We start from the raw sequence: 24,250 nt of genomic DNA on the forward strand, positions 1-24,250 counted from the left end.
AATCAGAAATTAACCTTTTATTAACCTTTGTTAAGAGGGCAACCGCAGCCGGGGCGAGGTCTCGGAAAACATGGTTAATACTCGATCACCCACCGGCCATCATTCGGCCATGCCTTGTTCCCACCATCGCCGGCATCGAGCGCGACTTAAAAAGCATGAAATCCGGTGGCCTGCCGAAGCATCGCGGCGGGCTCGATGCGCGCGGGGGAAAGCAGCATATGAGATTACGCCGCACGTTTCGGATGGCGCTGGCCATTCCGCCGCTGCTGGCTGCCGCCGCCTGCGCGCCGCAGACCAGCGCGCCCAAGCTCGGCAATACGCCCGCCGCTTCCGTGTCGCTTGCTCCCGCCGCTAGCGAACCGACGGCACCGCAGCCGCGCACTGCAACCTACAAATGCACCGACGGTAGCGTGATGACCATCGAGAACCTGGGCACGTCGGTGCGCGTGCTCGGCCCGGACGGCACCAGCTCCGAGCTGCCGGCGTCACCGGCCAATCAGACCAGCCGTTACGGCGAGGCGCATGACGCAATCGTGATCGATGGGCGTGATGCGCTGGTGATGAAGGGCGGTGCATCACCGCTGGCCTGTAAACGCTGATCCGCCCGGTGCGGCAGCCATATTTTGCAGTGCAGCGACATTGTGCCGGCTCAAGGCGACAGTCCTAATCGATTGAAGCTGAAAGCGTCGCTTTCATCAGACTAAATTACGTTTTCGAAACGGTTTTCCGGCTTTGACGCGGTGCAAAAAGAGCATTAGAAACCGGCTGTCCGAAGTCGCAACCGGAAGCGGCAATGCCGCATTCCCACCTGAGGCTCCAGAGACGCCGAACTGGGGGAGCCATGAGCAAATCACCAGCCACCCGCGAATTTGCCAGACGTGAACGGCCGCTTTCGCCGCACCTGACCGTCTATCGGCCGCCGATCACCATGACGATGTCGATCGTCCACCGCATCACCGGCGGGGCGCTCTATTTCGGCACGCTGCTGGTCGCGCTGTGGCTGATGGCGGCGGCGAGCTCGGAGGCGACCTTCAATGCCGTCAACTGGGCTTTCGGCTCGTGGCTGGGACGGCTGGTGCTGTTCGGCTACAGCTGGGCGCTGATGCACCACATGCTGGGCGGCGTCCGGCATCTTATCTGGGACACTGGGGCAGGGCTGGAAAAGCATACCGCCTCGAGGATCGCCTGGGCGACGCTGGCAGGCTCGGTCACGCTGACGCTGCTGATCTGGATCGCCGGCTACATGGCGCGGGGGAGCCTGACATGAACGGCAAGAACACCGATATGCGCACGCCGCTGGCCAAGGTCCGCGGCCTCGGTTCCGCCCGCGAGGGCACCGGCCATTTCTGGCGCCAGCGGCTGACAGCGATTTCCAACATCCCGCTGGTCCTGTTCTTCGTCGGCTTCCTGATTGCACTCAACGGCGCCAGCTACCTCGAGGTGCGCGCCGCACTTGCCAATCCGTTCGTGGCACTGGTCCTGGCGCTGGTGCTGTTGTCGGTCCTCTACCACATGCGGCTCGGCATGCAGGCAATCATCGAAGACTATGTGCATGGCGAGGGCACCAGGCTGGCGCTGCTCGCTCTCAACACATTCTTTCCCGTAGTCGTCGGCGTCGCTTCGGTCTTCGCCCTGCTTAAACTGGCATTTGGAGGCTGATTTTTGGCCAAGGACGCGAAGAACGCCAACACGGCTTCCGCCTATAGCTATGTCGATCACAAATTCGACGTCGTGGTCGTCGGCGCCGGCGGCGCCGGCCTGCGCGCCACGCTCGGCATGGCCGAGCAGGGCCTGCGCACCGCCTGCATCACCAAAGTGTTCCCGACGCGCTCGCATACGGTGGCGGCGCAGGGCGGCATTGCCGCCTCGCTCGCCAATATGGGGCCAGACAACTGGCAGTGGCATCTCTTCGACACGGTCAAGGGCTCGGATTGGCTGGGCGATACCGACGCTCAGGAATACATGGTGCGCGAAGCGCCGGCGGCTGTCTACGAGCTCGAGCATTACGGCGTTCCCTTCAGCCGCACTGAGGACGGGAAAATCTACCAGCGGCCGTTCGGCGGCATGATGATGAATTTCGGCGAGGGGCCGCCGGTGCAGCGCACCTGTGCGGCCGCCGACCGCACCGGCCACGCCATGCTGCACACGCTCTACGGCCAGTCGCTGAAGCACAATGCGCAGTTCTTCATCGAGTATTTCGCGCTCGACCTGATCATGGAGCCGGACGGCACCTGCACCGGCGTCGTCGCCTGGAACCTCGACGACGGCACCATCCACCGCTTTTCGGCGAAGATGGTGGTGCTGGCGACCGGCGGCTATGGCCGCGCCTATTTCTCGGCCACCTCGGCGCATACCTGCACTGGCGATGGCGGTGGCATGGCCGCACGCGCAGGCCTGCCGCTGCAGGACATGGAGTTCGTGCAGTTCCACCCGACCGGCATCTACGGCGCCGGCTGCCTGATCACCGAGGGTGCCCGCGGCGAGGGCGGCTATCTCGTCAATTCCGAGGGCGAACGCTTCATGGAGCGCTACGCGCCGTCAGCCAAGGATCTGGCTTCCCGAGACGTGGTCTCGCGCTGTATGACGCTGGAGATCCGCGAGGGCCGCGGCGTCGGCCCGAAGAAGGATCACATCTTTCTGCATCTCGACCATCTTGACCCGGCCGTGCTGCACGAGAGGCTTCCCGGTATTTCGGAATCGGCAAAGATCTTTGCCGGCGTCGACCTGACCAAGGAACCGATCCCGGTGCTGCCGACGGTCCACTACAATATGGGCGGCGTGCCGACCAATTATTGGGGCGAGGTGCTGAACCCGACGGCTTTGAACCCGGACCAGGTGTCACCCGGGCTGATGGCGGTCGGCGAAGCCGGCTGCGCCTCGGTGCACGGTGCTAACCGGCTGGGCTCCAACTCGCTGATCGACCTGGTGGTGTTCGGCCGTGCGGCGGCGATCCGGGCCGGCCAGGTGATCGACCGCACATCGGCGATCCCCTCGCCCAACGAGGCCGCCGTCGAAAAAATCATGGACCGCTTCGACCGGCTGCGCCACGCCAACGGCTCGACCCCGACAGCGGTTTTGCGCGAAAAGATGCAGAAGGCGATGCAGGAGGACGCAGCGGTGTTCCGCACCCAGGAATCGCTGGAAAGCGGCTGCAAGCGCATTTCGCAGCTGTGGGGCGAGCTCAAGGACGTAAAAGTGTTCGATCGCTCGATGATCTGGAACTCCGATCTGGTCGAGACGCTGGAGCTGGAAAACCTGATGGCCAACGCCATCACCACCGTCTACGGCGCCGAGGCGCGCAAGGAAAGCCGCGGCGCGCACGCGCGGGAGGACTTTTCGGCCCGCGACGACGCGAACTGGCGCAAGCATACGCTGGCCCGGCTCAACGAAGCCGGCGAGGTGGCGCTCACCTACCGGCCCGTGCACACTGAGACGCTGCTCAAGGAGGCAGACGGCGGCATCAACCCGGCCAAGATTGCACCGAAGGCGAGAGTGTATTGACGATGGCGCTGGCGGTTGCGGGATATTCCGGCACGCCCCTTCCGGCCAAGCTCGGCCTGAAGGACGGGATGATTGCCGCTTTCGTCGCCTTGCCGGCCGAGCTGGACGACCTTGCCGAAGCCGTGGACTTTGCCGAGCTCGACCGGCTGGCTGACTGGTCGGCGATTTCGGGCGTTCATGAGAAATACGATGCCGTACATGCTTTCACCCGGCAGCGCGTCGAGATCGAGGACCGTCTTGGCGACGTCGAAGCGGCGATCAAGCGGAACGGCATGGTCTGGGTGTCATGGCCGAAAAAGGCATCGAAAGTGCCGACCGACGTCACCGAGGACGTTATCCGCGCCGAGGCGCTGAAGCTCGACCTCGTCGACGTCAAGGTCGCCGCCATAAACGAGATCTGGTCCGGGCTGAAGCTCGTCATCCGAAAGGACCTGAGGTAATGGTCGAACTCACGCTTCCGAAAAACTCGAAGATCATGGCCGGAAAAACCTGGCCGAAGCCGGAGGGTGCGACCAATCTGCGCGAATACCGCATCTACCGCTGGTCGCCGGACGATGACGAGAACCCGCGCATGGATACGTATTTCGTCGACATGGACGATTGCGGGCCGATGGTGCTCGACGCGCTGCTCTGGATCAAGAACAAGATCGACCCGACGCTGACGCTGCGCCGCTCCTGCCGCGAAGGCATTTGCGGCTCCTGCGCCATGAACATCGACGGGTCGAACACGCTGGCCTGCACCAAGGGCTGTGACGACATTTCCGGCGCGATCAAGGTCTATCCGCTGCCGCATATGGCCGTGGTCAAGGACCTGGTGCCCGACCTCACCAATTTCTACGCCCAGCACGCCTCGATCGAGCCGTGGCTGAAGACGGTATCGCCCGAGCCGGCCAAGGAATGGCTGCAGAGCCATGAGGACCGCGAAAAGCTCGACGGGCTCTACGAGTGCATATTATGCGCCTGCTGTTCGACCTCCTGCCCGAGCTACTGGTGGAACGGCGAGCGCTATCTCGGCCCGGCGACGCTGCTGCAGGCCTATCGCTGGCTGATCGATTCCAGGGACGAGGCGACGGGCGAGCGGCTCGACAACCTCGAAGACCCGTTCCGGCTCTACCGCTGCCACACCATCATGAACTGCGCCCAGACTTGCCCCAAGGGGCTCAACCCGGCCAAGGCGATCGCCGAGATCAAGAAGATGATGGTGGAGCGACGGGTATAGGCGGCGGGCGGGTTGCAGCCGAGATCGTCTCGTCCGTAGCGATCCTTCGCGCCCCCCTCTGTCCTGCCGGACATCTCCCCCTCTAGTGGGGAGATTGGCAGTTTCGGCCCGGGGCTTTATTCGGCAACGCTGGAGATTGGCGAAATCGGCTATGTTGCCAATCTCCCCCCTAGGGGGGAGATGTCCGGCAGGACAGAGGGGGGCGCTGTCCCGCCGACTTCAAATGGATACCATCTATGACCGACTCCGATCTTCCCATCCTCTCCCCCATCGAAGCGCGCGTCCTCGGTTGCCTGATCGAGAAGAAGGAGCTGACGCCGGACGTCTATCCGCTGACGCTCAATGCGGCACTTGCCGCGGCCAACCAGAAGACGGCGCGCGAGCCGGTGATGTCGGTCGAGCTTGGCGAGGTTAGGCGGGCACTTGGCCAGCTTGAGCAGAAGGGCCTGGTCAGGCAGGTGTTCGCGTCGCGCGTCGAGCGCCATGAGCATGTCGTGGCACAGCGCTTTTCACTGACCTCGGCGCAGATCGCGCTGCTCGGCCTGTTGCTCCTGCGCGGCCCGCAGACGGCCTATGAATTGCTGGCACGAAGCGAGCGCATGGCGCGGCTGCCGTCGATCGACGAGCTTCGCGGCAACCTCGATCTGCTGATCGGCCGCCGGCCACCGCTGGTGCAGCAGATCGATCGCGGGCCAGGCCAGCGCGAGGATCGCTATGTCCATCTGCTCAGCGGACCGCCGCAGCTGCCGGCTGCCGCAGCCCTGCAGTCGTCCTCGCCGGCGTCGGATCTGGAGACGCGCGTGCACGCCCTCGAGCAAGAGGTCGCGGCATTGCGCGCCCGCCTCGACGCGCTGTCCGGCGAAGGCACTACATAGTCACTCGAATGCCGGCGGGACAGCGCCCCCCTCTGTCCTGCCGGACATCTCCCCCTCAAGGGGGGAGATTGCGCTGTCATCTCCACTTTCGCCAATCACCAAGGTTGAAGGACGAGAGCCGTCGCCAAAACTGCCAATCTCCCCACTTGAGGGGGAGATGCCCGGCAGGGCAGAGGGGGGCGCGAAGGATCGCCGACGTTCGTTTGGCGGCTCACCCGAGCCTGGCGTCGAGCGATACTTTGATGGCGCCGAGCGCTTTCGAGACCGGGCATTCGGCCTTGGCCTTCTCGGCCAATTCCTTGAACTTGTCGGCATCGATGCCCGGCACCTTGCCGACCAGCGTGATCGCGCTGCCGGTGATGCCGGTGCCGGGGACCAGCGTTACCACGGCCTTGGCGTCGAGCTCGGCGGCCGGCGTGCCGTTCTCGGCGAGAAAATGCGAAAGCTGCATGGCGTAGCAGCCGGCGTGGGCGGCGGCGATCAGCTCTTCCGGGTTGGTGCCGGATTTGCCGCTTTCGTCCTCGAAACGCATCTTGGCCGAATAGGGCGTGCCCTTCAGCACCCCGCTCTGGGTTTCGAGTGTGCCTTTGCCTTCCTTGAAACTGCCTTTCCAAACGGCGTTGGCGGTGCGGTCCATCAATTCCTCCTTGATTGTCGTGACTGAGCCCGTGATCGGCATCCAGTCGACTATAGCGCGCGCGGGAGCGAAGGCCACCCGCGCTTTCGTATCGGCGGCAGCGTGACACATCATGGTCGGGCAAAAAACGCTCGGGCGAAAAATTCGAAAAAAAACGCGTGCAAAAATGTCGACTTCCATCTGTCCCGGCCGTCCTGGGGGCGGCCATGGAATTGGTGGCCGGATGGAGGACCACATGAACAATCTGTTTTCTGCTCACTGGACAAACACCTGCCGCGGGACCGGTGAACAGCAAGCCGACTGGTCGCGCCTGCGGCCTTCCGGTTTTGGCCGACTGCTTGCGGCGATTGCCATCATCGGCATTGCGGTGTCCTTTCTCGATTATGCAGCGGGTCTCGATTATGCAGCGGGCAAAGGCCCGGCCGATGTTTCCGTAGCCTCGTCCTACGGTCCAACCCAGGAATGGAGGTAAAGATGAAATATGTTTGCCTGGTCTACGGTGAAGAAAAAGATCTCTACGCAATGACGCCTGCGAGGCTGGCCAAGCTCGACGCCGATTCGCTGGCCTATGACAAGTCGGTGGCGCAAAGCGGCCGGCTGATCATCGCGCAGGCGCTGCAATCGGTGCAGACGTCGAAGACCGTGCGCCGGCGCAAAGGCAAGCGGCTGGTCACCGACGGCCCTTTCGCCGAGACCAAGGAGCAGTTGCTCGGTTTCGTCATGATCGAGGCCGAGGACCTCGACGAGGCGCTGGAGATCGCAGGCGGCATTCCGCTGGCGGAAATCGGCACGATCGAGGTGCGGGCGATCTACAACGTGCCGGGGTCGTAGAGATGTCGGCGGCCGGCGACTGGCGCAGGCTTTCGTTTTCTTCAATTGACGCAACTTTTGCGTGTTGAAGCGAAGCAATACTTCTCCTATCGTCACCGAGATTGGGGATCTTGGGGCATGCATATATTGATTGCTGCAATCGGCCTACTGGGGGCAGCGGCGTTCTGGTGGTACCGGCTGAAGACCATGAACGACGCGGCGCGTGAGGTTGCCGACGTCGTTGGCCGCGTCCAGGGCAATATCCGCCGCAAGAAACTGCGCAAGCAGGCGGCGCTCTCGCCGCTGACGGCGATCGACGATCCGGTCGTGGCCGCCGCGACGCTGATCACCGCGATCATTTCGGAACACGGCCCTGTGCTGCCGCAACGCGAAGCTGCCATTCGATCGGTGATCTCGGAGATTGCCGACAAAAAGCAGACCGATGAAGCGGTGATCTACGCCAAATGGGCGGCATCGCAAATCGACGACGTCACGGTCGTCATCGACAAGCTGGCGCCGTTCCTGCGCGAGCGGCTCGACGCGGCCGAAAGGAGCGATCTGCTGCAGATGGTCAGCCGGGCGGCGGAAGCCGACGGGCAAAGCCTGCAGATTTCCGACCAGCGAATGCTGCGGCTCCGCCAGAAACTGGGCTTCGAGGTCAACTGACCGAACGCCAGTAAAACGCGCGCTTGCCGGGGCTAGAGCGGTTCGCCCTTCAACAGTTTCGGCGTGTCGCCGGACAGACCCGACGCCTGGCGGATGAAGAAGCCCTTCAGGCGGGGCATGCGTTCGACAAGGCCGAGGCCGATGTCGCGCAAAGCGCGCAGCGGGCCGAAATCGTTGGAAAACAGCCGGTTCAGCACATCGGTGGTGATGCCCATCTGCACCGTGTCGAAGCGCCGCCATTGCTGGTAGCGTTCGAGCACATCGAGCGCGCCGATGTCTTGGCCGAGCCGGTCGGCCTCGACCACCACTTCGGCAAGTGCAGCCACGTCCTTGAAGCCGAGATTGAGGCCCTGGCCGGCGATCGGATGGATGCCGTGGGCGGCGTCGCCGGCCAAGGCGATGCGCGGCGCGACGAAGGCGCGCGCAATGGTCAGCCCGAGCGGCCAGGCGCGGGGCTTGTCGGCGATATGGATTTCGCCGAGCTTGAGGCCAAAGCGGTGCTCGAGCTCATACTCCAGGACCAGGGTGTCGCCCGCGACCAGCTTTTCGGCATCCTGCGATCGTTCGACCCAGACGATCGACGAACGGTTGGTGCCGTCCTTGCCCGGCTTGAGTGGCAGCGTGGCAAAGGGGCCGGCTGGCAGAAAATGCTCTTCGGCGCGGCCGTTGTGCGGCCGCTCGTGCGCCACCGTGCAGACGATGCCGGACTGGCCATACTCCCATTTCACCGTCTTGATGCCGGCCATGTCGCGCAGCTTCGAGTTGACGCCGTCGGCCGCAACCAGCAGCCGCGCCTTCAGCGTCGCGCCATCGGCAAGATGCACGGTGATGCCGGCACCGTTGATGTCGAAGGCGCTGACGGCGACGCCTTCGATGATGCCGATGCCGAGTTGTTCGGCGCGCCGGCGCAAGGCGCCGTTCAAATCCTTGTTGGCGACCATATGCGCAAAGGGTTCGCCGGGCGCGACCTCGCCGTCGAAGGTGAGGAACACCGGACGGACCGGATCCGTCGTGCGCGAATCGGTGACGATCATTTCGGTGATCGCCTGCGCCTCCGGCGCGATCTCGTTCCAGACGCCGAGCTGGTCGAGCATGCGGCACGCGGCGGCGGCAATCGCCGAGGCGCGGCCGTCCTTCTGCCAGACGCCGGCGGGTGCTGCATCGACGACGGCAACCGCAAGGCTCGGCCGCGCCTGCTTCAGCGATACGGCGGCGGCCAGGCCGATATAGCCGGCGCCGGCGACCAGAACGTCGAGCGAATTCTTGCTGTCCACCATGGCAATTCCTTTCGCAGCCTGACTGTCGCCGGGCATTCCGCCCTTGACTGCCCGCTGTTCCTGTCGGAAACCGCCATGGTAATTTTGCGGCGAGGTCAAGATGACGGCAGCCATGGACGAGCTTCTCGGCATTCTCGACCTCGAGCAGCTGGAACACAATCTGTATCGTGGTCGCAGCCCCAAGCTCGACTGGCAGCGCATCTTCGGCGGCCAGACCATCGCCCAGGCGCTGGTCGCCGCGCAGCGAACGGTCGAGCCCGAGCGCCACGTGCATTCGCTGCATGGCTATTTCATGCGGCCGGGCGACACCAAGGTGCCGATCATCTACGAGGTCGACCGCATCCGCGACGGCGGCTCCTTTACTACGCGCCGCGTCGTGGCGATCCAGCACGGCCAGGCGATCTTTTCGCTCGAAGCTTCGTTCCAGCAGGATGAGGTCGGCCTGGAACATCAGGTGCCAATGCCGCAGGACGTGCCGGCGCCCGACACGTTGCTGTCGCAGCGCGAATTGCTGGGCAAGTTCGGCGAAGCCGTGCCCGACGGCATCAAGCGCTATTGGGAGCGCGACCGGCCGATCGAGATGAAGCCGGTGATGCTGAAGCATTATACCAGCCGGGAAAAGCTCGAGCCGAAGCAGAACATCTGGATCCGCACCACCGGCCCGGTGCCGGCGGACCGCGCCACGCAGGCGGCCGTGCTCGCTTACCTCTCCGACATGACGCTGCTCGACACCTCGACCTTTGCCCATGGCCGCGCCATTTTCGATCGCGATATCCAGGCAGCCAGCCTCGACCACGCCATGTGGTTCCATCGCAGCCATCCGCTCGACGACTGGATGCTGTACACGCAAGACAGCCCGTCGACGCAAGGATCGCGAGGCTTTACCCGCGGCTCGCTGTTTGCGCGCGACGGCACGTTGATCGCCTCGGTTGCCCAAGAAGGACTCATCCGGCTGAAGCGGCCGCCTGCGGAGTAGGCATTTTTCGAAATTTGCCTATTTTTTAAGCATATGCACTGCCGCGCCTGTGAACAGGCAGTCGGCAAACCTTCCCGATTTCGTTGTTTAACAACAGCTTAACACCCTGCTTCGGCAATTGGCACGGAGCTTGAATCCTAGCGGGCACTCTCCGGCTCTCATGGGGATCGGCGAAGTCGTGCAAACGCGGGGACCCGCAACAGCAAAGGGTGAAACCTTATGAAGATCGTGATGGCAATCATAAAGCCGTTCAAGCTCGACGAGGTGCGCGAGGCGCTCACCGCAGTCGGCATCCAGGGCCTGACCGTCACCGAAGTAAAAGGCTACGGACGTCAGAAGGGGCACACGGAAATCTATCGCGGGGCGGAATACGCGGTCAGCTTCCTGCCGAAGATCAAGATCGAAGTCGCGGTCGCCGTCGACATGGTCGACAAGGCCGTCGACGCCATCACCGCGGCGGCCAAGACCGGCCAGATCGGCGACGGCAAGATCTTCGTTTTCGGCATCGACCAGGCGGTGCGCATTCGCACCGGCGAAACAGACACCGACGCGCTTTGAGCCGCGGATACGTATTCCAATGGAGAGTTCAATGAATATTCCTTCCACCTTGAAGATAACGGGACGCGCGGCCGTTTTGGGCTCGCTCGCTCTCGCTGCACTGGGCACGGTTGCTGCGTTCGCGCAGGAAGCAGCTCCGGCAGCACCGGCTGCCCCTGCGCCCGCGCTCGACACCGGCAACACCGCCTGGATGCTGACCTCGACGGCCCTGGTGCTGATGATGACCGTACCGGGCCTGGCGCTGTTTTATGGCGGCATGGTGCGCAAGAAGAACGTGCTCGCCACGATCATGCAGAGCTTTGCCATCACCTGCCTGGTGACGGTGCTGTGGTTCATGTTCGGCTATTCGCTGGCTTTCTCGGATGGCGGCGGCATGAATGCCTATCTCGGCGGCTTCTCGAAGTTCTTCCACAATGGCATCACCACCTCGTCGCTGTGGCTGCCGGGGGTGGCGAACATCCCTGAGTTCGTCTTCTCGATGTTCCAGATGACCTTCGCCATCATCACGCCGGCGCTGATTGCCGGGGCCTTCGCCGAACGTATGAAGTTCTCGGCGCTGCTCATCTTCATGGGAGCGTGGCTGCTGGTCGTCTATGCCCCGATCGCGCACTGGGTGTGGGGCGGCGGCTTCCTCGGCACAGCCGGCGTTCTCGATTTCGCAGGCGGCACGGTCGTTCACATCAATGCCGGTGTTGCCGGCCTGGTCTGCGCGCTGGTTCTCGGCAAACGTGAAGGCTACGGCACCACCAACATGGCGCCGCACAACCTCGTCTACTCCGTAATCGGCGCTTCGCTGCTGTGGGTCGGCTGGTTCGGCTTCAACGCCGGCTCGGAACTGGCCGCCGACGGCCTTGCCGGTGCCGCGATGCTGAACACCCAGGTTGCCGCTGCCGCTGCGGCGCTCGCCTGGATGTTCGCCGAATGGATCGTCGCCAAGAAGCCGAGCGTTCTCGGCATCATCTCGGGCGCCGTCGCCGGCCTGGTCGCGGTGACACCGGCTTCCGGCTTCGTCAATCCGACGGGCGCCTTCATCGTCGGCATCGTCGCCGGCGTGCTGTGCTACGTCTCGGCCGTCAAGCTCAAGCACGCGTTCGGCTATGACGACTCGCTCGATGCATTCGGTGTGCACGGCATCGGCGGCATCATCGGCGCGTTGCTGACCGGCGTGCTCGCCGATCCGGCGATCAACAGCCTCGGCTCGGGTGCTTCTGTCGGCAAGCAGCTCTACGGTATCGTCTTCACCATCCTGTGGACGGCGATCGCGAGCTTCGTGATCCTCTACATCGTCAAGGCGCTGGTCGGCCTGCGTCCTTCCACCCAGGAAGAGGTCGAAGGGCTCGACATCAGCCAGCACGGCGAAGTGGTGCCGTAAAGGTATTGGCTGGCACCGGCGTTTTGCCGGTGCCGGGGAAGATCCCGTCGTGATGCTCCCGCAAGGGCTCACGCCTTGAGGCCCGGAAACCTTCCGGGCCTCTTTTTTTGCGCGGATGGCCGTGATGGCTCGATCACGATCGCTTGATCAAGGTGCCCGATCCGCCGGCGGCGTGAAACATCGGCCGCAGCGGCTCCGAACTGTGGTGCGATCGTCATTTGGACGCTCGTCAAAAACCATGGGGAAGGAACCATCATGAACATCAAGACAATCTGCCTCGGAGCTCTCGCTCTTGCCCTGGTCAGCGGAACGGCGCTGGCCGGTGCGCTGGACGAGCCGGACAACATGGCGCCGTTCTTCACGGACTCCAGCATGAAAACCATGAAGCCGATGGCGGAATTCAAGACCGCGTTCATGGCGATGCCGAAGGAAAAGCAGGAAGCCATGAAGAAGGAATGCAACGATGCGGCGATGAGCAAGCCGCATGCCGAATTCTGCGCCAATGTGCAGGCGCTCGGCGGCGCCAACTGACAATCCCAATCAGGCCGCGGCCTGATTGTTTCATCGCCACGATTCGGACAATGGCGAGCCAGCGTGCCCGCCATTTTCGCCGAGTCAGCGTGGTTTCCAATGCCTGTCGCAGGATCACCGCCGCGTTTGAACAGGAAGTCAGACGTGACATCCTGCGCCCGTTCCGCAGACGCAGACTGCCCATGGTTAATGCGCCCTTAACCTTCCCGCCGCTAGTCTGACAGCCGAATCTGCCGTGTTGCGCGTCCGCGCCCGGCCGGGCAACGACAGACGAGGAAGAGCATGCGTTCAGGGGCTTCAGCACCGCTTGCGCTGGCCGATACGGGGCACGGCATCCGGGCGTTCGCGAGGCGCCAGGTCGGGCGGCTGGTCGGTGCCGGGCTGTTTGCTCTGGTTGGCTTCGGCGTCGCCGCCCTTGCCACCTGGAACGTCGCCGATCCGAGCTTTTCGCACGCCACCGATAATATCGTCACCAATGCAATGGGTTATGCGGGCGCCGTCTTTTCCGACATTGCCATGCAGTTCTTCGGACTTGCCGCCGTTGCGGCGCTGGTGCCGGCGGTGATCTGGGGATTTCTGCTGTTTACCGCGCGCGGTGTCGACCGGCTGCCGAAACGGGCGCTGGCCTGGTTCGGGTTTTCGCTGCTTGGCGCCGCAATTGCCGGCTGCGTGGTGCCGCCCAAGACCTGGCCGCTACCGACCGGCCTCGGCGGCGTATTCGGCGATATGGTACTCAACATTCCCGGCCTGGTCATCGGCGGCTATCCGACCGGCCTCGTCGCCAGCGTGCTCGCCGTGCTCCTGGCAGCGCCGGCGCTGTGGGTATTCTTGTATGGCTCGGCGCTGATTTCGCGCAAGAACGGCTTTGCCGTCCTCGAACAGCCTGCCGTGCCCGATCCGCAGGACGACCTGCTTTTCGACAATGAAGAGGACGAGGGCGACGAAGGTATATTGGCGCTTGGCGCCATCACCCACTGGTGGCTGTCGCTGCGCGCCTATCTGCGCCGCCGCGCCGCGCGCCGGCGCGAGCACGACGATTTCGAGCCGGAGATGGAGCCGCGCCCCAGCGCCTGGCGGCGGGCGGCCGAACGGGTCGAGTCGGCCGAGTTCGCCGAAGCGCGGATGAGCCCGGGCGGGCGCGCCCGCGTCGAGCCGGAATTCTTCGCCGCCATGGTCAACGACCGCAGTGCCTCGATCGACCCCGACGATGCCGACGTCTTCGACAACGATGACAATGACGACATGGATTTTGCACCGGAGCCCGTGGGCCAACGGCGCAGCGCCCCGACAGCGCAGGTTCAGAATTTCCGATCCGATGCGGCCACGCGCGTCGCAGCGCCGGCACCCCGCCCGGCTCCGGGCGCCCGCGTCCAGCGCGAAGCGCAGACCACACTGATCGGCTCGGAAAGGTTTGAAATGCCGTCGCTGCATTTCCTGTCCGAGCCGAAGAATGTCGTGCGCGATGCCAGCCTGTCCAAGGACGCGCTGGAGCAGAATGCCCGCCTGCTCGAAGGCGTGCTGGAGGATTTCGGCGTCAAGGGCGAGATCATCCATGTGCGTCCCGGCCCGGTCGTCACGCTTTATGAACTGGAGCCGGCGCCCGGCATCAAATCGTCGCGGGTCATCGGCCTTTCCGACGACATCGCCCGCTCGATGAGCGCCATCGCCTGCCGTGTCGCCGTGGTGCCAGGCCGCAACGCCATCGGCATCGAGCTGCCGAACGCCAAACGCGAGACCGTCTATCTCAGGGAGATACTCGCCAGCCGCGATTTCGAAACGACAAAGTCCAAGCTAGCGCTGGCGCTGGGCAAGACCATCAATGGCGAGGCGGTGATCGTCGACATCGCCAAAATGCCGCACGTGCTGGTCGCCGGTACCACCGGCTCGGGCAAGTCCGTCGCCATCAACACCATGATCCTGTCGCTGCTCTACCGGCTGACGCCGCAGGACTGCCGACTGATCATGATCGATCCAAAGATGCTGGAGCTCTCGGTCTATGACGGCATTCCGCATCTTCTGACGCCGGTGGTCACCGATCCGAAGAAGGCGGTGGTGGCGCTGAAATGGACCGTGCGCGAGATGGAGGACCGCTACCGCAAGATGTCGAAGGTTGGCGTCCGCAACATCGACGGCTTCAACGCGCGCGTGCAGCAGGCCGAGAAAAAAGGCGAAAGGATCTCGCGCACCGTGCAGACCGGCTTCGACCGCCAGACCGGCGAAGCGATCTACGAGACGGAGAACCTCGACCTCGAGCCGATGCCCTACATCGTCGTCATCATCGACGAGATGGCCGATTTGATGATGGTCGCCGGCAAGGACATCGAAGGCGCGGTGCAGCGCCTGGCGCAGATGGCGCGCGCCGCCGGCATCCATGTCATCATGGCGACGCAGCGTCCGTCGGTCGACGTCATCACCGGCACCATCAAGGCAAATTTCCCGACCCGTATCTCGTTCCAGGTGACATCGAAGATCGACAGCCGCACCATCCTGGGCGAGCAGGGCGCCGAACAGCTGCTCGGCATGGGCGACATGCTCTACATGGCCGGCGGCGGCCGCATCCAGCGCGTGCACGGTCCCTTCGTCTCCGACGACGAGGTGGAGAAGATCGTCGCGCATCTGAAGCTGCAGGGCGTGCCGGAATATCTCGACGCCATCACCGAGGACGACGACAAGGACGACGATGAGCCGTCGGGCAAAGGCAGTGGCGGCGGCGACGGCGGCAATTTTGACGATTCCGACGACCCCTACGACCAGGCGGTTGCGGTGGTGCTGCGCGACGGCAAGGCCTCGACCAGCTACATCCAGCGCCGGCTCGGCATCGGCTACAACCGCGCCGCCTCGATCATCGAGAAGATGGAGAAGGAAGGCATTGTCGGCCCGGCCAATCATGCCGGAAAACGCGAAATCCTGGTACCGACGGAGGACGACAAGTTCTAGAGCGCATCAGCGCCGGCAACTTTGAACCTTTTGGCGCGTTGCAACGGATGAGCGCCGTGCGGCCCGCCAAACTTAAGCCCAACTGGGGGGCCAGACCAATATAACGAGCAAGCAATCAAATGATGGTGACCGGCATGAAAAACGCAACTCTCGCCCCAAGCAGGGATTTCGCCCCAACCCGCCGGCATGTGCTCGGCCTCGGTCTGGTCCTGGCCGGTGCGGCGGCCGCCAACCTCGTGCCCGGCTTCCAGTTGCTAGCGTCGGCGCAAGCAGCGGTTCCGGCGACGGCGCAGAAAATCGCCGATCATTTCTCCTCGGTCAAATCGATGAGCGGCGAGTTCGTGCAGTTCGGACCCAAGGGCGAGCAGACCGGCGGCAAGTTCTTTCTGGAACGGCCGGGCAAGATCCGCTTCAATTATGACGGCGCCTCGAATTTCAGGGTGATTTCCGACGGCAAGTCGGTGGTCATCCTCAACAAGAAGCTGCGGACCTCCGACCTCTATCCGCTGTCGAAGACGCCACTGAAGCTGCTGCTCGACGACAAGATCGATCTCTCGGGCGGACGCGTCAGAAGCGTCAAGGAAGAAAACGATCTCACCACTATCCAGCTTGCCGACAAATCCGTGTTCGGCAATTCGAAGATCACCATGATGTTCGATCCGAAATCCTATGAATTGCGGCAGTGGACCATCACCGATGCGCAAGGCAAGGACACAACGGTGATGATCTTCAACACCAAGGAGGGCGTCAGCTTCGCCCCCGACACCTTCGCCATCGACTATACGGCCAACCGGGAACTGAACACCAAGACTAGGTAGCTTTCTACCGCTGCGGGATGGCTTTCCGCGTTGGTGCGGGCGGCTTGTCTTTACGGTGCGCGGCTGGCAGTAGTTTCCGCGATTGACTTCCGTCGGAGCCATCCGGCGGATCTTGCGTTGTCCGGAACCCCACATGCCGTTTTCCGTCGCTACCTGGAACATCAACTCCGTTCGGCTGCGCATGCCGATTGTCGAGCGCCTGCTGGTCGAGCAGGCGCCGGACGTGCTTTGCCTGCAGGAAACCAAGGTTCCGGACGAATTGTTTCCGGAGAAGGCGTTCCGCAAGCTTGGCTACGAGCACATCGCCTTCCATGGCCAGAAGGGCTATCACGGCGTTGCGACCATAGCGCGTCGTCCGATCGAGATCGTCGAAAAGCGCCGCTTCTGCGACATCGACGACAGCCGGCATCTGTCGGTCACCGTCAACGTCGGCGGCAAGACGATCCTGCTGCATAATTTCTACGTTCCGGCCGGCGGCGACGAGCCCGACCCGACCGTCAACCGCAAGTTCAAGCACAAGCTCGATTTCGTTGCCGAGATGAACGCCGTCCGCGCCGAGCATGACGAGCACTCCGGCTCGATCCTGGTCGGCGATCTCAACATCGCGCCGCTCGAGCACGATGTCTGGTCGCACAAGCAGCTCCTCAACGTCGTTAGCCATACGCCGGTCGAGACGGAAAATTTCGAGGCAATGCGGCTCGCCGGCGACTGGATCGACCTGATGCGGCTGAATGTGCCTTACGAGGAGAAACTCTACACCTGGTGGAGCTATCGCGCCCAGGATTGGCAGGCCTCAAATCGCGGCCGCCGCCTCGACCATATCTGGTCGTCGCCAAACCTGGTGCCGCATTTTGCCAGCTATGAAATCCTGCGGCCGGCGCGCGGCTGGGAACGGCCCTCGGACCATGTGCCGGTGATCGGGCGTTTCAACCTGGATTAGCTTTGTCTCGCCTTAACAACTCAGCGAAACCTGAAGCTATCCGCGATGTAGTCGGGACGGGCGTTGAGCGTGGCGAAAACGTCCTCCAGGTCAGGCGCCCCCGCCAATATGCCTGACAGGACCAGCGTCGTCGCGACGCCGACGCCGTTGCCGCCGGCGATGTCGTGCTCGACGCTGTCGCCGACGCAGACCACGCTGTCGCGCTCCGGGTGGCCCGCCAGTGCCAGCGCTGCCTCGAATATCTGCGGATTGGGCTTGCCAATGCGCGCCACGCTGCCGCCGAGGCTCTCATAGAGATCGGCGAGCCGGCCGGCACCGAAGCGAGGGCCGACGGCAGTCAGCATGATCTTGTCGGGGTTGGTGCAGAAGCATGGCACCCGGCGCGCCGCCGCCGGACCAAGAAGCCGGCGATAATGGTCGAGGTCGTAGCGATCGCCCTCGCTGGCGGAAATCAGCACCAGTTCCGCATCGTCGCCGTCCTTGGCCAGGACGAAGGGCAGGCCGTCGACAGCCGAACGGTCATTGTCGCGGCGGATCAGCAGGCATTTTGTCTGCGGGCGCAGGGCTCCGGATGCCGCCATTTGATGGAAGGAGCGCCACGCCACCTCGCCGGAGGAGACAAAGTGATCCCAGCTTCCCGGTTCGAAGCCGAGCTTCAGCAGGCGGCGCTCATTGGGTTGCGCCCGCTTGCCGGAATTCGAGATCAGCACGATGGTCTTGCCGGCGCGCTTGAGTGCCGACAAGGCTTCGACAGCACCTGGATAGGCGCTGGTGCCGTCGTGCAGCACACCAAATTGGTCGAGCAGGAACACCTGATAGCGGTCGGCCAGCGCGGCGATGCCGTCGAGGTGTTGAATTGCCTTGGCCGTCATAAAAGCCCCGCTGCGCTTGCGCCCATCAGCGCCAGCCGCGCCGTACCGGCAGCGGCCTCGTCCGACAGAGCCGGCAAGAGGGCGACGCCGAGCTTGCGCTGCCGGATCGCCGTCCAGGCCGGATTGGCCGCACCGCCACCGACGCTCCTGACCGATGTCAGCCGGGGGGCGCCGAGTTCGGCAAGCCGGCGATAGCCGAGCGCTTCGATCGCCGCAATACCCTCGAACATCGCTTTCAGATAGTCGGCGTCGTCGGCGGGCCGCGGCTCGAGGCGCGGCGGCAACGCCGGATCGGCTATGGGGAAGCGTTCGCCCGGCGCCGGCAGCGGGTAATAATCGAGGCCGGTCTCGGTCGCCGGGTCGATTTTTTTGCTGAGTTCGACAATGCGGGCGACGGGAAAATGCTGGGCTAGCACCTTGCCGCCGGAGTTCGAGGCACCGCCCGCCAGATAGATGTCTCCCAGCCTATGGCTATAGATGCCGAATTGCGGCGCCGAGATCGGCCGGTCGGAGAGGATCTTGATGGTCAGCGATGAGCCGAGCGCGGTGACGCCGTCGCCCGCGGTAGTCGCACCGGTCGCCAGGAACGACGCACAGCCGTCGGTGGTGCCGGCGACCACGACCAGGTCACGCGGCAGGCCGAACATTTTCGCAGCGCTGGCGGTGAGTGTGCCCGTGACATCGCCCGGTCGCACGACTCGGGGCAGAAGATCCACACGCATTCCGGTGGCCGCGATCCAGTCGGGCCAGCGGCGGGTTTCGACATCGTAGCCGGTTTTCAGGGCGTTGTTCTCGTCGCTGCCGTCGAAGCGGCCGGAAAACTGTCCGGCGATCCAGTCGGCCTGGTGCAGCACAGTGGCGACGCCGGGCAGGTGCTGGAAAGACAGCGCCTTGGCGAGACCGGACGTCGCCCCAAGTGCAGCGCTCGTTGCCGGTGCCGCGCCAGCTATTGCAGTCAGAATAGTGTCGTCAGCGACCTTGTCGTTGTACATCAGCGGTTCGGCCAGCGGCCGCCCGGCGCCGTCGACCGGCAGCAGCGTGCCCGACGTACCGTCGACGGCGATCGAGCGCACTGCCGCGCGATCGATACATTTGAGCAGTTCCGCCAACGTCGCGCCGACCGCCTCCCACCATATGGCGGGGTCGCGGCCGTTCAGCCCAAATCGCTCGAGGGCAATAGCGGAATGCGCGGCAATGGAAAAGTCCGGGCGCATGGCGACGGCGCGCGCGCCGGATGTGCCGATGTCAATGCCGATGGCAAGCGGGCCAGACGAACGCGGCATGTCAGTTGCCTCCGGCATTGAGTCTCTGGCGATATTTTTCGGCGTCCCAGTTGATCAGTTCGTCATTCTCTGCCGCTGTCAGATAATTCAGCTTCGCCGCGACATCGACCCGCGCCGTCACGTCGGCGAGGCAGCGCTGCATGGCGTCGGCACCGGCGCCGGCGTCGCCGCGCATCAGCACGCCGAGGCCGGGAAACAGGATCGCCACGGGTGCGGCGCCGCTGCGCTCGATGACGCGCTTCACACCCTCGTCCGGTCTCGCCACGACCGAACCCTCGCCGAGAAAGATGACGTGGTCGGGGTAGAGGCTGCCCCCTGACGCCATGCGGCAGCTTTCGGGGTCGATCGCCACCGCATGCGCCTCGACGTCGGCCGGTAGTCTGTAGTCGCTGTCGCCGGCCAGCGCCGTCAGCGCCACGATGTCCGGTTCTGCCACCTGGCGCGGCGGTCGCGCCAACAGCCTTGTCACGCGGCGCAGCAGCATGGCGGCCGCGGCGACGGTCTCGGCTGCAACGACCAGGCCGTGATTGCCGAGGATCAGGACGTCCACGCCTGGCCGCAGGCGCTCGGCGATACCCTGGGCGAGCGGCAGTCCCGGCCGGCGATAGGGAACATACGCCCATTGGTGGCCGTCGAGCCGCCTGGCGGCCTCGGCCTCGCAGTCGGCCTGCACGGCCAGCGAAATGGTCTCGACGCAGTGGACATGCAGAACGATGCGTTGCGGCATCAGCGCATGCACGGTGGTCTCGATCGACGGGCGCAAGCCGCGTGGATTGAAGGCGCCGATGGCGAAGGCCTGTGGCTGTTCGGCGGCCGGGTCGCCCCGTTCAATGGCGTCGAGCAATGGCGGGATGCCGACCGGCACCATGATGTCCGCGATGAGCGCGTCCTTCAGCCAAGTGCCGGAGGCCTTGATCCAGAGCGTGTCACCGGCTTTCAGCGAGGTGTTGCCGCCGGCGGCCTGGGTCAGATGCGGCTCGCTGCCGATCTCCGCCGAAAGCGACCGCAGCGCTGCCAGTTCCTGCGCATCCGCACTGATCGTCATCGAAATTCCTCCACAAACCGGCCGCGTGGCCACGGCTTTGGACGTCCCATTGCCGGGACGAAGACCGACGCTGGTATCGCAGATGCGAGTAAGTTACGTCAACAGTGATGTTATCGCGTCAAATCAGGCTTGCAATCGGAGGCACTTTGAGTAAGTTGCACCAATTGCCGTGCAAAATGGCAATGCCGTGCAAAATGGCTTGGGAGGCAAGCGCATTGGGAGGTAAGGGTTGAGCGACTCCGGCCGCCAGCGTCAGATTGTCGAGCTTTTGCGGGACCGGCCTTTCGCATCGGTGCGCGAGCTGCAGGAGCGGCTTGGCGTGTCGGCGGCGACGGTGCGGCGCGACATCGACAAGATCGACGAGGCCGGCGAAGCGCGCAAGGTCTATGGCGGCATCTCGGCGCTCGATGGCGCTTCGCAAGCCGGCGTCGCCTATGCCAGGCCCTATGACGAGAACCGCGACCTCGCCGTCGAGGCCAAGCGGCAAATCGCCGCTCTCGCCGCCACCATGGTGCGCGACGGCGACGCGGTCATCGTGCATGGCGGCTCGACCTGCTTCCATCTCGGCGTCAAGCTCGCCGACCGCAATATCCGGCTCTACACCAACTCGATGCCGCTCGCGGCCTATCTCAGCGACCACGGCCATTGCAGCCTCACTGTCGCCGGCGGCGAACTGCACCGCGAGCCGGGCATCATCCATTCGCTGACGCAGACGGTGCCGTTCTATGCCTCGAAGTTTTTTCTCGGCGCGCAAGGCATCGGCCAGGAAGGTCTTCTGGAATCGCATCCGCTGCTGGTCCGCTCGATCGTCGAGCTCAGCCTCTGCGCCGACCAGATCGTCGTGCTGGCCGACAGCCGCAAACTGTCGATCCACGCGCGCAACGTGGCGCTGCCGCTGTCGCGGATCGGCACGCTGGTCACCGATGACGGCCTGTCCGACGCCGATGCGCGCATGCTCGAAGATGCCGGCGTCATGGTGCGGATCGCCGCTTCCTCGGGAGGCGCCCAGTGAACATCGCCGTCCTCGATTTCGGCAAGACCAATTCGAAGCTGTTCGTCTTCGGCCAGGACGGACAGATCCTCGACGAGCGCCGCACCCAGCCGAGCTGGATCCGCAAAGGCGGCTTCAGCGTGCTCGACGAGCCAGCGCTGCACGACTGGGCGGCTCGCGCCATCGATGACGCCGTCGACACGCATGGCGTCGGAGGTCTGATGGTATCCGGCCATGGCTGCACCTTCGCGCTGGTCGACGACGCCGCGCTGACGCATCCGATCCTCGACTACGAGCAGGAACCGCCGGCCGAAATCGCCGCGCAGATCGACCGCCGCATTCCGGATTTTGCCGAGACTTTTTCGCCGCGCCTGCCGCTTGGCTTCAACTACGGCCGCCACATGTTGTGGCTGAAGGAGGTGGAGCCCGGTGCCTTCGCCGCAGCGAAATCGATCCTCGGCTATCCCCAATATTGGAGCTGGCGTTTTGGCGGCCGGCCGGTGTCGGAAGTGTCGTATCTCGGCTGCCACTCGCATCTGTGGGCGCCGCGCAAACGCGATTTCAGCTCGCTGGTCGATGCCGAGGGCTGGCGCAGCCAGATGCCCGCCTTCGAGCGTGCCGGCGCGGTGATCGGCGAGCAGCGCTTCGGCCAGGCCGCGAAGCCGGTCGCCATCCATAATGGCGTCCACGACAGCAATGCTGCGCTCCATGCCTACCGCCGGCAGCAGCTCGGGCCGGTGACCGTGGTCTCGACCGGCACCTGGGTGGTCGTGCTCAATCCGGACTGTCCGCTCGATGCACTCGATGGCGAGCGCGACATGCTGGTCAATGTCGATGTCGACGACGGCCCGGTGCCGACCATCCGCTTCATGGGCGGGCGCGAATTCGCCACGATCAGCGCCGGCTGGCAGGGCGCAATCGCGCCCTCCTCGGTACAGCGGGTGATCGACGCCGGCATCATGGCGCTGCCGAGCTTCGCGCCCGGCGGCCCGATTCCACACCGCCGCGGCGAACTGGTCGGGCGTACGCCCAATGCCGAGGAACGCGCGGCCATGGCGCTGCTCTATGTCGCGCTGATGGTGGATTTGTGCCTCGAGCTGATCCATTCGGACAATACGGTGATCGTCGACGGCGGCCTGAACAATGGCGGGCTGCTTGCCGCGTTGCTGGCGCAGTTGCGTCCCGGGCAGGCCTTCCTGCAGGGCGCAACGCTGGAGGGCAGCGCCACCGGTGCCGCCGCACTTGCCTTCGAAAGCGTCGGACGCGAGTTTGCCACCGAGGCGCCGGAGGCGGTGCATGCGGCAAGTTTCAGCGGCCTTGCCGGCTATCGCAATGATTGGCGCGGCCTTGCCGCCGACCGGGGTGTGGCCAGGGCAGGTGCGGGAGGTGCGCGATGAGCGCCGCCGCCAGGAGCGAGACGGCCCGCCAGCCCGTGCTGGAGATGCGCCACATCTCCAAGACGTTCGGTGCGATCCGCGCCTTGCACAATGTCTCGCTGACCGTTCATGCCGGCGAACTGCACGCGCTGATGGGCGAGAACGGTGCCGGCAAGTCGACGCTGATGAAGGTGCTGTCCGGCGCCTACCGGCCGGATCCCGGCGGCGAGATCCTGATCGACGGCGTGCCGGCCGCCACGGGCGACCCGATCAAGGCGCGCGCCGCCGGCATTGCGGTCATCTATCAGGAGCTGTCGCTGGCGCCCAATCTGTCGGTGGCGCAGAACATTTTTCTCGGCAACGAGCCGCGACGGTTCGGCGTCGTCGATCGCGAGCAGTGCAATCGGCGCGCCAGCGAGATCATCGCGCGGCTCGGCGTGACCTTTTCGGCGCGCACTCCGGTCGCCAGCCTGTCACTCGGCGAACGCCAGCTGGTCGAAATCGCCCGCGCGCTGTCGACCAATGCGCGCATCATCGTCATGGACGAGCCGACCACGTCGCTGACCTCGCGTGAGACCGACCGGCTGTTCGAGGTGATCGCGACGCTGAAGGCGCAAGGCATCGCCATCATCTACATCAGCCACCGCATGGAAGAGGTCTACCAGCTCGCCGACCGCGTCAGCGTGCTGCGCGACAGCGGCTATGTCGGCACGCTCGACCGCGCCGATCTGAACGCCTCGCGCCTGGTATCGATGATGGTCGGGCGCGATCTGTCGACCTTCTACAAGAAGGATCACCGCCCACCGGACAGCAAGCGCGCCGTCGCGCTGTCGGTGCGCGGCATGTCGGACGGCAATCTCATAAAGAATTGTTCCTTCGATCTCCACAAAGGCGAGGTGCTGGCACTGGCCGGCCTGGTCGGCTCCGGCCGCACCGAACTGGCACGGCTGATCTTCGGCGCCGACAGGCACACATCAGGCACGCTGGAGCTCGGCGGCAAACCGATATCCATCGGTTCGCCAAGCGAGGCGCTCGATGCCGGCATCGCCTACCTGACCGAGGACCGCAAGCAACTTGGCCTGTTCCTCGACATGTCGATCTCCGACAACATCAGCATGGGCGTGCTGGCAAAGGACGCGAACGCCGGCGGTCTGCGCGACTTCACGGCAGCCGAAAAGCGCGCCGCCAAGGCGGTATCCGACCTCTCCATCCGCACCGGCTCGGTGCAGGCCAACGCCGGCTCGCTGTCAGGCGGTAACCAGCAGAAGGTGCTGCTCGCCCGCCTGCTGGAAACCGAGCCGCAGGTCGTCATCCTCGACGAGCCGACCCGCGGCGTCGATGTCGGGGCGAAGTCGGAAATCTACCGGCTGATCGACAATCTGGCCAAGAAAGGCATCGCCATCCTGATGATCTCCAGCGAACTGCCGGAGGTGATCGGCATCGCCGACCGCGTGCTGGTGATGCGCGACGGCATCATTGCCGGCGAGGTGACGGCGTCGGAGGGCGAGCCGCTGCGGCAGGAAGCGATCATGGAACTTGCAACGGGAGCGGCTCAGCGATGACCGA

General features: G+C 64.4%; 25 protein-coding genes. 20 read left to right on the forward strand and 5 right to left on the reverse strand.

Annotation, left to right across the window (positions count from 1 at the left end):
- Positions 1-155: 155 nt before the first annotated feature.
- From NKH70_RS03400 to NKH70_RS03430, 7 genes are all read left to right on the forward strand, one after another.
- Positions 156-599 (forward strand): hypothetical protein, encoded by a 444-nt coding sequence (locus tag NKH70_RS03400; RefSeq protein WP_352977051.1) that lies wholly within the window; start codon positions 156-158, stop codon positions 597-599.
- A 242-nt stretch (positions 600-841) separates the two neighbouring features.
- Complete coding sequence (gene sdhC, locus NKH70_RS03405; RefSeq protein WP_352479640.1) at positions 842-1,267, forward strand: succinate dehydrogenase, cytochrome b556 subunit; 426 nt, start codon at positions 842-844, stop codon at positions 1,265-1,267.
- Complete coding sequence (gene sdhD / locus NKH70_RS03410) at positions 1,264-1,659, forward strand: succinate dehydrogenase, hydrophobic membrane anchor protein (protein WP_292663226.1); 396 nt, start codon at positions 1,264-1,266, stop codon at positions 1,657-1,659. Before sdhC ends, sdhD begins: the two co-directional genes overlap by 4 nt.
- A 3-nt stretch (positions 1,660-1,662) precedes the next feature.
- Complete coding sequence (sdhA, locus tag NKH70_RS03415; protein WP_352912985.1) at positions 1,663-3,501, forward strand: succinate dehydrogenase flavoprotein subunit; 1,839 nt, start codon at positions 1,663-1,665, stop codon at positions 3,499-3,501.
- A 2-nt stretch (positions 3,502-3,503) separates the two neighbouring features.
- Positions 3,504-3,941, forward strand: coding sequence for a DUF3052 family protein (locus NKH70_RS03420; protein WP_352913179.1), 438 nt, complete (start codon positions 3,504-3,506; stop codon positions 3,939-3,941).
- Positions 3,941-4,720, forward strand: coding sequence for a succinate dehydrogenase iron-sulfur subunit (locus NKH70_RS03425; RefSeq protein WP_292663232.1), 780 nt, complete (start codon positions 3,941-3,943; stop codon positions 4,718-4,720). The genes NKH70_RS03420 and NKH70_RS03425 overlap by 1 nt, the downstream gene beginning before the upstream one ends.
- A gap of 236 nt (positions 4,721-4,956) precedes the next feature.
- Positions 4,957-5,595, forward strand: coding sequence for a YceH family protein (locus NKH70_RS03430; RefSeq protein WP_352912984.1), 639 nt, complete (start codon positions 4,957-4,959; stop codon positions 5,593-5,595).
- Between the two features lie 211 nt (positions 5,596-5,806).
- On the opposite strand, the gene NKH70_RS03435 is transcribed toward NKH70_RS03430, so the two are convergent.
- Positions 5,807-6,232 (reverse strand): OsmC family protein, encoded by a 426-nt coding sequence (locus NKH70_RS03435; protein WP_352912983.1) that lies wholly within the window; start codon positions 6,230-6,232, stop codon positions 5,807-5,809.
- Positions 6,233-6,344: 112 nt separating this feature from the next.
- Between NKH70_RS03435 and NKH70_RS03440 the strand changes: the two genes are divergently transcribed.
- The 3 genes from NKH70_RS03440 (at position 6,345) to NKH70_RS03450 (ending at position 7,708) form a co-directional block, all read left to right on the forward strand.
- A complete protein-coding gene (locus NKH70_RS03440) occupies positions 6,345-6,704 on the forward strand; it encodes a hypothetical protein (RefSeq protein WP_352977053.1) in 360 nt (119 codons plus the stop codon).
- Between the two features lie 2 nt (positions 6,705-6,706).
- Complete coding sequence (locus tag NKH70_RS03445; protein WP_352912981.1) at positions 6,707-7,063, forward strand: YciI family protein; 357 nt, start codon at positions 6,707-6,709, stop codon at positions 7,061-7,063.
- A gap of 117 nt (positions 7,064-7,180) precedes the next feature.
- Positions 7,181-7,708 (forward strand): hypothetical protein, encoded by a 528-nt coding sequence (locus tag NKH70_RS03450; protein ID WP_352912980.1) that lies wholly within the window; start codon positions 7,181-7,183, stop codon positions 7,706-7,708.
- 32 nt (positions 7,709-7,740) lie between these two features.
- Here the strand turns inward: NKH70_RS03450 and NKH70_RS03455 are convergent, their stop codons facing one another.
- Complete coding sequence (locus NKH70_RS03455) at positions 7,741-8,985, reverse strand: ubiquinone biosynthesis hydroxylase (protein ID WP_352913177.1); 1,245 nt, start codon at positions 8,983-8,985, stop codon at positions 7,741-7,743.
- A 100-nt stretch (positions 8,986-9,085) separates the two neighbouring features.
- Between NKH70_RS03455 and tesB the strand changes: the two genes are divergently transcribed.
- The 7 genes from tesB (at position 9,086) to NKH70_RS03490 (ending at position 17,117) form a co-directional block, all read left to right on the forward strand.
- A complete protein-coding gene (gene tesB, locus NKH70_RS03460; protein ID WP_031212697.1) occupies positions 9,086-9,961 on the forward strand; it encodes an acyl-CoA thioesterase II in 876 nt (291 codons plus the stop codon).
- Between the two features lie 219 nt (positions 9,962-10,180).
- Positions 10,181-10,519, forward strand: a complete 339-nt coding sequence (locus NKH70_RS03465) for a P-II family nitrogen regulator (RefSeq protein WP_292664109.1) — start codon at positions 10,181-10,183, stop codon at positions 10,517-10,519.
- Positions 10,520-10,568: 49 nt separating this feature from the next.
- Positions 10,569-11,891, forward strand: a complete 1,323-nt coding sequence (locus tag NKH70_RS03470) for an ammonium transporter (protein ID WP_352540949.1) — start codon at positions 10,569-10,571, stop codon at positions 11,889-11,891.
- 255 nt (positions 11,892-12,146) lie between these two features.
- Positions 12,147-12,422: a hypothetical protein gene (locus NKH70_RS03475; protein WP_352912979.1), complete on the forward strand. Its 276-nt coding sequence runs from the start codon at positions 12,147-12,149 to the stop codon at positions 12,420-12,422.
- A 282-nt stretch (positions 12,423-12,704) separates the two neighbouring features.
- Positions 12,705-15,359: an FtsK/SpoIIIE family DNA translocase gene (locus tag NKH70_RS03480; protein ID WP_352912978.1), complete on the forward strand. Its 2,655-nt coding sequence runs from the start codon at positions 12,705-12,707 to the stop codon at positions 15,357-15,359.
- A 134-nt stretch (positions 15,360-15,493) separates the two neighbouring features.
- Positions 15,494-16,177 carry an outer membrane lipoprotein carrier protein LolA gene (locus NKH70_RS03485; RefSeq protein ID WP_352718507.1) on the forward strand — a complete coding sequence of 228 codons (684 nt, stop codon included), beginning with the start codon at positions 15,494-15,496 and terminating at the stop codon, positions 16,175-16,177.
- 133 nt (positions 16,178-16,310) lie between these two features.
- Positions 16,311-17,117, forward strand: coding sequence for an exodeoxyribonuclease III (locus tag NKH70_RS03490; RefSeq protein WP_352977054.1), 807 nt, complete (start codon positions 16,311-16,313; stop codon positions 17,115-17,117).
- 20 nt (positions 17,118-17,137) lie between these two features.
- Here NKH70_RS03490 and NKH70_RS03495 read toward each other — a convergent pair whose 3' ends face one another.
- The 3 genes from NKH70_RS03495 to NKH70_RS03505 are packed head-to-tail and all read right to left on the reverse strand — an operon-like array spanning position 17,138 to position 20,317.
- Complete coding sequence (locus NKH70_RS03495; RefSeq protein ID WP_352977055.1) at positions 17,138-17,989, reverse strand: TIGR01459 family HAD-type hydrolase; 852 nt, start codon at positions 17,987-17,989, stop codon at positions 17,138-17,140.
- A complete protein-coding gene (locus NKH70_RS03500) occupies positions 17,986-19,272 on the reverse strand; it encodes an FGGY-family carbohydrate kinase (protein WP_352912975.1) in 1,287 nt (428 codons plus the stop codon). The genes NKH70_RS03495 and NKH70_RS03500 overlap by 4 nt, the downstream gene beginning before the upstream one ends.
- Position 19,273: 1 nt before the next feature.
- Positions 19,274-20,317, reverse strand: coding sequence for a class II aldolase/adducin family protein (locus NKH70_RS03505; RefSeq protein ID WP_353024811.1), 1,044 nt, complete (start codon positions 20,315-20,317; stop codon positions 19,274-19,276).
- Positions 20,318-20,546: 229 nt separating this feature from the next.
- Between NKH70_RS03505 and NKH70_RS03510 the strand changes: the two genes are divergently transcribed.
- Genes NKH70_RS03510 through NKH70_RS03520 form a run of 3 tightly spaced genes read left to right on the forward strand, consistent with a single transcriptional unit; the run spans position 20,547 to position 24,246 of the window.
- The gene (locus tag NKH70_RS03510) at positions 20,547-21,329 is read left to right on the forward strand and encodes a DeoR/GlpR family DNA-binding transcription regulator (RefSeq protein WP_292663773.1); all 783 of its coding nucleotides are present in this window, start codon (positions 20,547-20,549) and stop codon (positions 21,327-21,329) included.
- The gene (locus NKH70_RS03515) at positions 21,326-22,705 is read left to right on the forward strand and encodes an FGGY-family carbohydrate kinase (RefSeq protein ID WP_352977056.1); all 1,380 of its coding nucleotides are present in this window, start codon (positions 21,326-21,328) and stop codon (positions 22,703-22,705) included. Before NKH70_RS03510 ends, NKH70_RS03515 begins: the two co-directional genes overlap by 4 nt.
- Positions 22,702-24,246 carry a sugar ABC transporter ATP-binding protein gene (locus NKH70_RS03520; RefSeq protein ID WP_352912972.1) on the forward strand — a complete coding sequence of 515 codons (1,545 nt, stop codon included), beginning with the start codon at positions 22,702-22,704 and terminating at the stop codon, positions 24,244-24,246. The genes NKH70_RS03515 and NKH70_RS03520 overlap by 4 nt, the downstream gene beginning before the upstream one ends.
- The last annotated feature ends 4 nt before the right edge of the window (positions 24,247-24,250 follow it).

Source organism: Mesorhizobium sp. M0991, from assembly GCF_040318915.1.
Taxonomy (GTDB): domain Bacteria; phylum Pseudomonadota; class Alphaproteobacteria; order Rhizobiales; family Rhizobiaceae; genus Mesorhizobium.